The 11,908-nt window shown below is 69.2% G+C and carries 10 protein-coding genes; 1 reads left to right on the top strand and 9 read right to left on the bottom strand.

The features are described from left to right. Position 1: 1 nt before the first annotated feature. The 9 genes from WEF05_07210 to recA all read right to left on the bottom strand — a co-directional run bounded on the left by WEF05_07210 (position 2) and on the right by recA (position 9,905). Positions 2–826, bottom strand: coding sequence for a 2,3,4,5-tetrahydropyridine-2,6-dicarboxylate N-succinyltransferase (locus WEF05_07210; protein ID MEX1101670.1), 825 nt, complete (start codon positions 824–826; stop codon positions 2–4). After that, positions 823–1,992, bottom strand: coding sequence for an aminotransferase class I/II-fold pyridoxal phosphate-dependent enzyme (locus WEF05_07215; protein MEX1101671.1), 1,170 nt, complete (start codon positions 1,990–1,992; stop codon positions 823–825). The genes WEF05_07210 and WEF05_07215 overlap by 4 nt, the downstream gene beginning before the upstream one ends. Before the next feature lies 1 nt (position 1,993). Next, a complete protein-coding gene (dapE, locus tag WEF05_07220; protein MEX1101672.1) occupies positions 1,994–3,097 on the bottom strand; it encodes a succinyl-diaminopimelate desuccinylase in 1,104 nt (367 codons plus the stop codon). Positions 3,098–3,152: 55 nt separating this feature from the next. Next, entirely contained in the window at positions 3,153–4,067 is a 915-nt protein-coding gene (gene dapF / locus WEF05_07225; protein MEX1101673.1) for a diaminopimelate epimerase, read from the bottom strand. Further along, complete coding sequence (gene miaA, locus WEF05_07230) at positions 4,067–5,014, bottom strand: tRNA (adenosine(37)-N6)-dimethylallyltransferase MiaA (protein ID MEX1101674.1); 948 nt, start codon at positions 5,012–5,014, stop codon at positions 4,067–4,069. The genes dapF and miaA overlap by 1 nt, the downstream gene beginning before the upstream one ends. 4 nt (positions 5,015–5,018) lie before the next feature. Beyond that, a complete protein-coding gene (gene miaB / locus WEF05_07235) occupies positions 5,019–6,383 on the bottom strand; it encodes a tRNA (N6-isopentenyl adenosine(37)-C2)-methylthiotransferase MiaB (GenBank protein MEX1101675.1) in 1,365 nt (454 codons plus the stop codon). A 21-nt stretch (positions 6,384–6,404) separates the two neighbouring features. Beyond that, positions 6,405–7,958, bottom strand: coding sequence for a ribonuclease Y (gene rny, locus WEF05_07240; protein ID MEX1101676.1), 1,554 nt, complete (start codon positions 7,956–7,958; stop codon positions 6,405–6,407). A 269-nt stretch (positions 7,959–8,227) separates the two neighbouring features. Beyond that, entirely contained in the window at positions 8,228–8,647 is a 420-nt protein-coding gene (locus tag WEF05_07245) for a regulatory protein RecX (protein MEX1101677.1), read from the bottom strand. 133 nt (positions 8,648–8,780) lie between these two features. After that, positions 8,781–9,905 carry a recombinase RecA gene (recA, locus tag WEF05_07250; protein MEX1101678.1) on the bottom strand — a complete coding sequence of 375 codons (1,125 nt, stop codon included), beginning with the start codon at positions 9,903–9,905 and terminating at the stop codon, positions 8,781–8,783. A 311-nt stretch (positions 9,906–10,216) separates the two neighbouring features. On the opposite strand from recA, the gene WEF05_07255 reads away from it, so the two are divergent. Next, positions 10,217–11,902: a hypothetical protein gene (locus tag WEF05_07255; protein ID MEX1101679.1), complete on the top strand. Its 1,686-nt coding sequence runs from the start codon at positions 10,217–10,219 to the stop codon at positions 11,900–11,902. Positions 11,903–11,908: the final 6 nt, after the last annotated feature.

Raw genomic sequence — 11,908 nt, forward strand, 5'->3', positions numbered from 1 at the left:
CTTACGCGCCCTCGAGGGAGAGACCCATGTCACGAAGGGCGTCGTTCAGCTGCAGCTTCGCATCCGTTCCCTCACCGCGGTAGCCGATGATGAGCCCGCACGGGAGCTGGTAGGTCCCGGCCGGGAACGCCCGCGGCCGCGTTCCCGGCACGACGACGGCTTCCGGAGGGACGACGCCTCGGTACTCGACCGGGTCGTCACCGGTCACGTCGATCACGGGGGTGTTCGAGGTCAGCACGACCCCCGCTCCGAGCACCGCCCGCCGGCCCACGCGCACCCCCTCGACCACGATGCAGCGCGATCCGATGAACGCGTCGTCCTCGATCACGACCGGCACGGCCTGAATCGGCTCGAGGACGCCGCCGATCCCCACGCCCCCGGACAGGTGCACGCCGCTGCCGATCTGGGCGCACGAGCCGACCGTGGCCCACGTGTCGACCATCGTTCCCGCCCCGACCCAGGCGCCGATGTTCACGTAGCTGGGCATCAGCACGACGCCCGGTTCCAGATGCGCGCCGTACCGGGCGACCGCCGGCGGTACGACGCGAACCCCGTTCGCCGCGTGATCGGTCTTCAGAGGAAGCTTGTCGTGATACTCGAACGGACCCGCCTCCAGCGTCTCGAGCCCGCGGACCCGGAAGAAGAGCAGGACGGCCTTCTTGGCCCAGTCGTTGACGGTCCACGATCCGTCCGAGGCCCGCTCGGCGACGCGGATCTCGCCCCGGTCCAACAGCTCGATCGCACGCTCGACCGCCTCGGCGTCGGGCGGCTCCGACGGCGCGTCGAAGCTCTTCTCGATCCGGTCACGGAGCTCCTCGTGGGTCATCCGCCTACCTCCTCCAGGACGCCGTCCAACACTGCGACGGCCCGTTCGCACTCGTGCTGGGTCGGTACCATCGCGATCCGTACGTACCCCTCGCCCTCGGGGCCGAAGAACGACCCGGGAGCCACGACCGTTCCGGCTTCGTCGAGCAGGTGCATCGCGAACTCCGCGGACGGGGCTCCACCGGGCACCTCCACCCACAGGTAGAACGTCGCCGTCGATCCCACCACCCGGATCCCCTTGCGCGCGAACAGGTCCAGGAAGACCTGCCGCTTCTCGGCGTACCGGGCGCGATTCTCCTCGACGTGGGTCTCGTCGTTCCATGCGAGCACCGACGCCCGCTGGACGAACTCCTGCGGCGTGACCCCCGTCGAGGGCCGAAGCCTCTTCAGCCCGGCGATCAGCTCGGGGTCACCCGCCACGAACCCACTGCGATAGCCCGTCATCGAAGAGCGCTTGCTGAGCGTGTTGATGCACATCACGTTGCTCAGGTCGCCGACCTGCAGCGCGGATGCCGGCGGCCCGCCCTCGAACCACAGCTCGGAGTACGCCTCGTCGGAGGCCCACACGAAGTCGTGCTCACGCGCGAGATGCGCCAGCCGTTCGTACCAGGGCAGCGGAGCGGTCGCCCCCGTGGGATTGTTCGGATAGTTCGTCCATACGAGGGCGGCACGGTCCAGCGTTGCGGTGTCGATGCCGTCGAGATCGGGGAGGAACGCGCCGCCCTCGGTCAACGGCAACCGGAGCACGTCGGCACCGACGAACCGTGCGCCCCGCTCGGGGATCGTGTAGCCGGGAGCGGTGACGATCACCAGATCCTTGCCCGCCGCCGGGTCGACGACGGCCGAGGCGAGGGAGAAGACGATCTCCTTCGATCCCAGCGTCGGGAAGAGATCGGTCGCCGGGTCGAGCCGCACCCCGAACCGACCCTCGGCCCAGGCGGCGATCGCGTCCCGCAGCTGGGGAAGTCCCGCCGCGCGCGGATAGCTGGAGATCGGATCGATCGCGTCGATCAGTCCCTGTCGGATGAACGCGGGTGTCACCTCGCGGGGATCGCCGACGCCGAAGTCGATCACCTCGCGTCCCGCGGTGAGCGCATTGGCCTTCGCCCGGTCGAGCGCCTCGAACGAATACGGCTCGATCCGCCTAATCCCGTGCGAGAGCGGCATCTTAGGGGGACTCCCCCGGCGACCGGCCCGTGAGGAGCCGGTACAGAACGTCGTAGCAGCCGACGACGTCGCCGACCCGCACCCGCTCGTCGTCGGTGTGGGCCAGCGCCGGGTCGCCGGGGCCGAAGTTGACCGCGTCCACCCCGACCAGGCCGAACTCGGCCACCGGCGTCCAGGCCTGCTTCGGCCGTGGTTCCGATCCGGCCTCCGACCGGAGACGCTCCACGAGCTCGTTGCCCTCGGGGACCGCTCCGGCCGGCGCGTTCCCGATCACCTCGACGCGCACACCGGCCGAGATCACCCAGCGGCGGAGCTGCTCCTCGGCCTCCCCGGGACTCCGATCGGGCGCGTACCGGTAGTTGACCCCGGCGCGTGCCTCCGCCGGGAGGACGTTCCGGGCCGTTCCCCCCGCGATCGATGTCACGTTGACGACCTCTCGGTACACGAGGCCGTCGATCTCGACGTCCCGGGGTTGCGTGGAGGCGATCTCGCGCAGGCCGTGGATCGCGGCGTGGATCGCGTTCTCACCGTGCCACGGGCGGGCGGAGTGGGCGCTCCGACCCGAGAAGACGAGATCCGCGTTCAGGTTCCCGAGACACCCGACCTCGAGCGCGTTCCCGGTCGGCTCGAGCACGATCGCAAGGGCCGCGCGCTCGATCAACGGCGTCGCCCGCAGGAACGGCAGCAGCGCGCTCTCGGCGAACGGAAGCTCCTCACGGCCGAAGAAGCAGTAGCCCACGTCGACCGGCAGGTCGTCGCGGCCGGCGCTGCCGAGGACTCTCGCGAGCTCGACCATCACGGCGAGCCCGGCCTTCATGTCGGCGCTCCCCCGTCCCGAGACCTCGTCGGCGGTCCGAGTGAGCGGCGGGCCTCCCGGCACGGTGTCTACGTGGCCGGCCAGCACGACGAACGGCCGGTCACCCGGCGACTCGTGCGCGTAGAAACGCACGCCCGGATCTGCCTCGTCCCCGTGCCTCGGCAGGGCCCCGATCTCCCGATCGATGTGATCGAGGATCGCCGCCTCACTCCCGCTGACCGACGGGATCGCCACGAGCCCGGCGGTCCGTTCGGCGAGGCGTTCGGCGAGGGCCGTGTCGGTCTGCACGGGACCATCCTAGAGTGCGGACCAGCCGAGCCACGCCCGGTGCCCGATCGCGAGGTCAGCTGGGACGCAGCAGACGTGCCGGGTTCACGATGCCGTCGTAGACGTGGACCGCCGGTCCGGTCAGCGTGACGTCTCCGTCATCCCGGCGTTCCACCGTCACGGGTCCGCCCGGGAACCGCACGACCGCTCGCAGCCCGATCAGTCCCGCCTCGTTCGCCGCAACCAGGGCCGCGCACGCGCCGGTTCCACAGGCCATCGTCTCGCCGACGCCCCGTTCCCACACGCGGACCGACAGTTCGTCGCCGTCCACTGCCACGAACTCCACGTTGGTCCTCTCGGGGAACAGCTCGTGCTGCTCGAGTGCCGCGCCGATGTGGGACACGTGGACGCGGGCCGGGTCGTCGTCGGTGAACAGCACCAGGTGCGGGTTGCCCATCGAGACGGCCGACGCCTTCATCGTGATCCCGCTCCCGAGCTCGAACGGCTCGTTCAGGAACGGCTCCCACGCCGGTCCGCGCATCGGGATCGAGGCGCGTGGGAATCGCGGAACACCCATGCCGACGCTCACCGAGAGCTCCCCGTCACGATCACCCACGCGCAGATGCTTGATCCCAGACCGCGTCAGGACGTCGAGATGGTCTCCTCCGTCCAGCCCCTTGTCACGGACGTACGCCGCGAGGCATCGGATCCCGTTGCCACACATCTCCGCGGTGGTCCCGTCCGCGTTGCGATGGTCCATGAAGAACTGTGCCCGTTCGGGGTCGACGTCTTGTGTCGCGGCGGTCTCCCGAGCCGCAGCCGAGCCGGGCCCGGTGATCCGGATCGTACCGTCGGCCCCGACGCCGTAGCGCCGGTGGCACAGCGCCACGGCGTCGTCGGCATGGATCCGCCGTTCGTCGAGCAGATCCTCCACCACGACGAAGTCGTTCCCGGTGCCCTGGTACTTCGAGAACCGGAGTTCGTCGCTCATCAGATCGATCCCCGGAGCGCCGAGGGCGTGACCGCGATCAACATGTCCCGGAGGGTATCCACCGCCGTCGTCGCACCACCTTCTCCGACCGTGACCCAGCGCACACGTGGATCCTTGGCGAACCAGGCCATCTGGCGCCGAGCGAGGTTCCGCGTGCGCTTGGCGGTCGCGGCGACGGCCTCCTCCAGGGTCAGCTCCCCGGCCAGGTGCCGCGCGATCTCGGCGTACCCGATCGCCTGGGTCGCGGTGAGCCGTCCGCCGAACCCGTCCCGTAGGAGCCCCGCGACCTCGCCGACGAACCCGGCATCGATCATCGCATCCACGCGGGCTCCGATCCGGGCGGCGAGCGCCGGACGTGCGATCTCGATGCCGGCGGCATGCAGGCGCTCCTGCGGGTAGCGCCCCCACGCCGCGGCGAAGTCCGAGAACGGATGCCCGGTGATCGCGGCGACCTCGAGCGCACGGATCGTCCGCCGTTGGTTCGCCGGCTCGATCTTCGCCGCCGCCACCGGGTCGAGGTCGGCCAGGCGCGCATGGAGTCGTTCCGGCCCGAGCGCCGCCGCGCTGCGTTCGAGCTCGTGGCGCGTCCGGTCATCGGTTCCGGGGAACTCGAGGTCGTCGGCGACCGCACGCATGTACAGGCCGGATCCACCGACCAGCAACGGGGTCGAGCCGCGGCCCCGGATCGCCTCGATCGCTGCCCGGGCCAGCTGCTGGAACCGCTGCACCGTGAAGGGTTCGCTCGGATCCACGACATCGATCAGGTGGTGGGGAACCCGTGCCCGGTCGGCCTCGGTCGGCTTCGCGGTGCCGATGTCCAACCCCCGGTAGACGAGCATCGAGTCGATCGAGACGATCTCCGCGCCGAGCCGCTCGGCGATCTCGATCCCAGCCTCGGTCTTGCCCGACGCCGTGGGACCCACCAGCGCCAGGAGGGGCTCCGACATCGGCTCAGCGCGCCGTGGCGCCGGCGGGCGTTGGCTGGATGTCGCGGCCGGCGAGCGTGCCTGTGAGGTGGTGGGGAGCGGCGCGCGTGATCGTTGCCGGGACGAACGTGCCGGGCAGGATCTCCTCGTCCAGGTGCACGATCCGATTCGTCCGGGTCCGGCCTTGGGTCCCGCCGCCCTTCTTCCCGTCGCCCTCGATCAGGAGCTCGACCGTGCGTCCGACCTGGGCGCGACTGCGTTCGAACGAGATCGACTCCTGGAGAGCGACGAGTCGCTCGAACCGTTCCTGCACGACGGCCTTGGAGATCTGATCGGGCATCGCCGCCGCCGCCGTTGCGGGACGCGGCGAATACTGGAAGGTGTAGGCGGAGTCGAAGCGCGCCTCCTCGACGACCGCGAGCGTTGCCGCGAAGTCGTCCTCGGTCTCGCCCGGGAAGCCCACGATCAGGTCGGTGGACACCGCGACGTCGGGGATCGCCGCCCGGATCCGTCGCAACCAATCGAGGTAGCGCTCGCTGCGGTAGGAGCGCCGCATCACCCTGAGAATCCGATCGGATCCCGACTGCAGCGGGAAGTGGATGTGCTCGCACACGCTCTCGCTCGATGCCATCGCATCGATCACGTCCGGCGTGAAGTCGTGCGGATGGGGGCTCGTGAAGCGCACGCGGCGGATCCCCTGCACCGCGTCGACCTGCCGCAGAAGATCGGCGAACAGAGGGCGGCGGCTGGATCCGGTAACCGTGAGGTCGCGGCCGAACGTGTTCACGTTCTGTCCGAGCAGGGTGATCTCGACCACCCCGCGTGCGGCCAACCCCTGGACCTCGGCCAGGATGTCGCCGACCGAGCGCGATAGCTGCGGCCCACGGACGAGCGGCACGATGCAGAACGTGCACGCGTTGTCGCACCCGGGCGCGATCGAGACCCAGGCCTTGAAGTCGTTGCCTCGGGCCGCCGGCAGGGCCGAGGGGAAGGTCTCGGTGTTCTCGGCGACGTCCATCTGCGGTCCCTCGGTCGCCGATCGCTCGATCAGCTCCAGCAGACCGGGAAGGGCGTGGGTGCCGACGACCACGTCGACCCAGGGAGCCTTGCGTTGGATCGTTCCCTGGTCCTTCTGCGCGAGGCATCCCGCGACGACGATCCGCATCCGGGGGTTCGCCTGCTTCAGCGGTCGCAGGTGTCCGAGGTTCCCGTACAGCCGGTTGTCGGCGTTCTCCCGGATCGCGCACGTGTTGAACACCACGACCTCGGCGGCGGCCGCGTCGGCGGCGGGCACCATCCCGTCCGCCTGCAGCAACCCGGCGATCCGCTCGGAATCGTGCTCGTTCATCTGGCACCCGAAGGTGCGAAGGAGGTATCGACGCTGCTCCACGGCGCTACGAGCGTACCGGAGCTAGCGGGCGAACTCGATCGAGCGGCTCTCGCGCACGACCGTGATCTTGATCTGCCCCGGGTACTGGAGTTCTTCCTCGACCTGCTTGGCGATGTCGCGCGCCATCACGCCGGCGGCGAGGTCGTCGACCCCGTCGGGCTGGACGATCACGCGGACCTCACGGCCGGCCTGCATCGCGAACACCTTCTCGACCCCCTCGAACGCCTGGCAGATCTCCTCGAGACGCTCGAGGCGCTTCACGTAGGTCTCGAGGCTCTCCCGGCGCGCGCCCGGACGACCGCCGCTGATGCCGTCGGCGACCTGGGCGAGCACGGCGTCCACCGTGCGTTGCTCCACCTCGCCGTGGTGGGCCTCGATGCAGTGCACGACCTCGGGTGCCTCACCGAGCCGGCGTGCGATCTCCGCGCCGATCAACGCGTGCGAGCCCTCGACCTCGTGGGTCACGGCCTTGCCGATGTCATGAAGGAACGCGCCGCGCTTGGCCACGGTCGGGTCGATCCCGATCTCCGCCGCCAGTGAGGTCGCGATGTGCGCCGATTCGAGCAGATGCTTCAGCACGTTCTGCCCGTAGGAGGTACGGAACTGGAGCGCCCCGAGCAGGCGGACCAGCTCCGCGTGGAGGTCGGGGATCCCGACCTCGAGCACCGCCTCCTCCCCCGCCCGGCGGATCTGCTCCTCGATCTCCTCCATCGAGCGCGCGTGCATCTCCTCGATCCTGGCGGGCTGGATCCGGCCGTCGCCGACGAGCTTCTCGAGGGTCATACGCGCGGCCTCGCGGCGTACCGGATCGAAGCTCGAGAGCACGACCGTGTCGGGCGTGTCGTCGATGATCAGGTTCACCCCGGTCGCAGCCTCGAAGGCGCGGATGTTTCGTCCCTCCCGGCCGATGATGCGTCCCTTCATGTCGTCGGTCGGAAGCGTGAATACCGACACCGTCGACTCGGCCGTCTGCTGCGAGGCGACCCGCTGGATCGCGATCGTGACGATCTTGCGGGCGCGCTGCTCGCCGTCCTCGCGGGCGCGTTCCTCGATCTCGCGGACGGTCGACATCGCGCGTCGCTTCGCCTCGTCGACCACCTGGTCCGCCAGGGCATCTCTGGCTTCGCTCGCGGTCAGGCTCGCGATCTGCTCGAGCTTGGCGCGCTGGACCTCGACCTGCGCTTCCAGGGCCTCCCGCACCTCCGCGAGTGCCTTGTCGCGATCGTTCAACTCCTGACGACGCTCCTCGTGCTCGAGGAGCTTGCGCTCGAGGTGCTCGTCCTTCTCGTGGACCCGTTCCTCCTGCTGGGACATGCGCTGCTCCTGGCGCTGGAGCTCCTCGCGGCGAAGGCGCAACTCCTCCTCCGCTTCGCGGCGCATCGAGACGATCTCCTGGTTCGCCTCGGTCAGCGCCACCTGCGACATCGTCGTGGCCTCGACCTCCGCATCGAGGACGACCTTCCGAGCGGTCGCCTCAGCGCTGTGCGCCTGGGATGAAGCGATCGCCTTCCGTGCCAGGAAGCCGATCGCAACCCCGACGGCGAGCGCGGCGACCGCGACCAATGCCTCCGTCATCGTTGCCTCCTCAGAACGCAAAGAACGCCGAGGAGAGGGCCCATCGGCCGTCCTCGGCGTACGCGAATGAGGGTGGAGGGTCTTAGGTGTTCAACTGCCGTCGAGGCGTCGCGCGCCCTCCGCTTCCGCTGTGTCCCAGATGGTCGTTTCCGCTGGTCAAGAGCGCTCTTTCATCGCGTATGTCGATCAGGTCGTAGGACATTCTCTCTGTCCGACCAACATACGCCCGGCCCTCGGATCGGGCAAGGGTTGCCTCCGCCGGAACCCGGCTATGCCTCGTCCGAGCCCTCCACGTCGAGCGCCTTCCGCGCGACGGTCCGCGACGTGTCGGGAGAGAAACCCCGCCGCATCAGGGCGGAAGACAGGCGCTGGAACGCCTTCGCATCCGGGAGGCCGGTCATCCGTCGCGCACGGCCCTCGGCGAACTCCATTGCTCGGTCGAACTCTCCCTCGCGCGAGCCCTCCACCGCTCGGTCGATCGTCGAACGATCGATGCCCTTCGCATACAGGGCGTTCGCGATCGCCCGACCACCCTTTCGGCTGGTGATCGCCTGCTCGGTGAGCGCGTCGGCGAAGGCTTCGTCATCGAGCAGGCCGGCCTCCTCGAGTCGAACGAGCTCGGCGGCGACCTCGTCGCGTTCGAATCCCGCGCGGACCAGCCGCTGTTCGAGCTCGCGGCGGCTGCGCATCCGCACCGCCAAGAGCCTGAGCGCTCGGTCATGCAGCCCGAGCTTCCGACTACCCCGCGCGGCCCGGGTATCGGACCCTGCTTGAGGGTCGGAGCCCGTCTGCGTGCCGATGTCGGCGCTCATCACGGCCCCGCTAGTTGGCGGACGCGTCGGCCGGCTGCTTCCCTTTGGACTTCGGTGCAGGTGCATCCGCCGTCGGCGTGGCGGACTCGGCCGCCGGAGGCGCCTCGCTGTCGGGGATCTCGATCGGCTTGTCGTCCTCGGCGCCGAAGACATCGAGTCCGACCGCCTCGCGAACGCGGCGCTCGATCTCCTGTCGGACATCGGTGTTCTCGACCAGGAACTGCCGCGCGTTCTCACGACCCTGTCCCAGCTGTTCACCCTCGTAGGTGAACCACGCGCCGGACTTCTTGACGATCTCGAGATCGACCCCGACGTCGAGCAGGCTGCCCTCGGCCGACACGCCCTTGCCGTACATGATGTCGAACTCGCACTGACGGAAGGGCGGGGCCACCTTGTTCTTCACGACCTTGACCCGCGTGCGTGATCCGACCACCTCGGTGCCATCCTTCAGGTTCTCGATCTTGCGAACATCGAGTCGCACCGACGCGTAGAACTTCAGCGCGCGACCGCCGGGGGTGGTTTCGGGGCTCCCGTACATGACGCCGATCTTCTCCCGGAGCTGGTTGATGAAGATCGCGGTGGTGTCGAAACGCGAGAGGGAGCCGGAGAGCTTGCGCATCGCCTGCGACATCAGGCGCGCCTGCAGACCGACGTGGGTGTCGCCCATCTCGCCCTCGATCTCGGCACGCGGGACGAGCGCCGCGACGGAGTCGATCACGACGAGATCGAGCGCTCCCGAACGCACGAGCATGTCGGAGATCTCGAGTGCCTGTTCCCCCGAGTCCGGCTGCGAGACGAGCAGCTCGTCGATGTTGACGCCCAGCTCCTTGGCATAGGTCGGGTCGAGCGCGTGCTCGGCATCGATGAATGCGGCGATGCCGCCCTTCTTCTGGGCCTCGGCGATGATGTGCAGACAGACGGTCGTCTTGCCCGAGCCCTCGGGACCGAAGACCTCGACGACACGCCCCTTCGGGATGCCACCGACGCCGAGCGCGATGTCGAGCGCCATCGACCCCGTCGGGATGATCGAGATGCCGTCGCTCATCGAGTGTTCACCGAGCTTCATCACGGCACCCTTGCCGAACTGCTTCTCGATCTGGGAGAGCGTGACGTCGAGCATCTTGTCCCGATCCATGCGGTCCTCCTTCATCCCCCTCGTCGACGCACGCGGAGCGCCTCCGAGACCGTTGTGACCCTCTGCGCCTCGCGAGCGAGGAACCGATCGCGGCGAACGCTACCGAGGGGGTCTGACATGGATTACACCCCTGTCATTCGCGAACTGGCAAGCCCGAAGCTAGTCGAACACGTGTTCGAAGGCAAGCATCTCCCAACTCCGCAGGTCGAGCGCACAGGCCCTAGGGCCGAGGCCGGTTGTCCTCATCCCCCTCCATCCCGCACGATGGGGCGTCCCCCGAGGCGGCTCGGGGGGCCGAGAGGAGCGCGGCAGTGACGACCACCCCATCTCGACGACGCCTGCGTGCGGGCGGTCTGCTGGTGTCCGCGTTGCTGCTCGCCGGGATCATGGCGGGGCCGGCGCCCGCGTTCGTCGAGGCGGCGCCGGATCCCACCTGGCAGACGAACGGACGCGTCAACGCGATCGTCCAGGTCGGCACGACCGTCTACCTCGGCGGCCGATTCACCGAGGTGCACGACGGGAACGGAAACTCCCTCCCGCGTTCCCGGCTTGCCGCGATCGACCTGACGACCGGCGAGCCGACCGCCTGGGACCCGAGCGCCGACGATGAGGTGTTCTCACTCGCGGCGGCGCCCGACGGCTCGCGGATCTTCATCGGCGGGCAGCTGCGCTCGGTCGGCGGCGCCGAGGTGTTCAACCTCGCGGCGGTCGACCCGATCACCGGTGTGGCGGTGGCGGGTTGGCGGCCGAAGGTGAGCGCTCCGGTTCGCGCGCTGGCGACCTGGGGGACGCGTCTGTACCTCGGAGGAACGTTCGGAACGATCTCGGGAACGACCCGGCGCGGCCTCGCGGCCCTCAACGCGACGACGGGCAAGGTGATGAAGACGTGGTACCCGGGCGACGTCGACCGCAGCGTGCGGGCGCTCGCCGTCACGCCGACGCGGCTCGTGATCGGAGGGACCTTCGGATCGATCGGCGCGTTCTCCCGGCCGTTCGTGGCCACGGTCACGCACACGGGCGCGAAGGTGAAGCCGTGGGCGACGCCCCCTCTCGATCAGGTGCTCGCGCTCTCGGCGCTCGGCGAGCACGTCTACGTGGGTTCGCGCTCGAACGAAGTGACCAAGCACGTGATGACGACCGGTCAGCAGATGTGGGCGGTCGGAGGCGACGGTGACGTCCAGGCCGTCCACGCGCAGGACGGGATCGTGTACGTCGGTGGACACTTCGAGATCTTCACCGGACAGCCGGAGAACAAGATCGCCGCGGTCTCGACCGACGGCGCGCGGGTCGAATGGGGAGCGTTCGCGAACAGCGTGCACGGAGTCTTCGCGATGTCGGGCGGTACCCATCTGTTCATCGGCGGGGACTTCACGATCGTCTCCGGCGCTCCTCGCCGCGGATTCGCGGCCTTCGCGGAGGGCGCAGCACTCCCCGAACCCGGCCAGGGTCTGCCCTTCGCCGACGACTTCACCGACGCCTTCGAGCATTGGAGTTCCGTGAAGGGCTTCTCGATCGACGCTGCATCGTTCGGTGCCGCGACCCCCAGCGCGGGGAGTGCGCTCACCCTCGACAAGGCGTTCGCGTTCCGCGACCTGGGAGCTCCCGAGCCGGACGTGTGCTTCGAGGCGGCGGTCAACGTCGTCTCGCACGCGGACTCCCTGACGCTGTTGCGGCTCCGCGAGCAGGACGGAACCGGACTCGCACGCATCTTCATCGACGCGGACCGCAGGATCCGGGTCCGCGCCGACCTCTCCGACATCACCTACACCGTTGCCGGAGTGAAGCTTCCCGCGGGCTGGAACACGCTCGAGCTGTGCGGCGACGGCCCCGCCGGTCAGATCACGGCTGAGCTCAACGACACGCCGCTGGGAACGTTCGCGGCCGACTTCGGGGCGCTCGGGATCGGCCGGGTCCAGATCGGCGACGACAACGAGAAGACGGCGACCTACAACTTCGACGACGTGGTGGCCTCCGACCCGACGCCTCCCGGCCCGTAGCCCTCG

Source organism: Actinomycetota bacterium (genome assembly GCA_040881665.1).
Lineage (GTDB): Bacteria > Actinomycetota > UBA4738 > UBA4738 > HRBIN12 > JBBDWR01.

Coding starts and splice junctions, on each gene's coding strand:
- WEF05_07245 (MEX1101677.1), bottom strand. CDS start 8,647: ATGCGCAGCCGCCGCGAGCTCGAACAGCGGCTGGTCCGCGCGGGATTC.
- recA (MEX1101678.1), bottom strand. CDS start 9,905: ATGGATCGGGACAAGATGCTCGACGTCACGCTCTCCCAGATCGAGAAG.
- miaA (MEX1101674.1), bottom strand. CDS start 5,014: ATGTCGGAGCCCCTCCTGGCGCTGGTGGGTCCCACGGCGTCGGGCAAG.
- WEF05_07210 (MEX1101670.1), bottom strand. CDS start 826: ATGACCCACGAGGAGCTCCGTGACCGGATCGAGAAGAGCTTCGACGCG.
- dapF (MEX1101673.1), bottom strand. CDS start 4,067: ATGAGCGACGAACTCCGGTTCTCGAAGTACCAGGGCACCGGGAACGAC.
- rny (MEX1101676.1), bottom strand. CDS start 7,958: ATGACGGAGGCATTGGTCGCGGTCGCCGCGCTCGCCGTCGGGGTTGCG.
- WEF05_07215 (MEX1101671.1), bottom strand. CDS start 1,992: ATGCCGCTCTCGCACGGGATTAGGCGGATCGAGCCGTATTCGTTCGAG.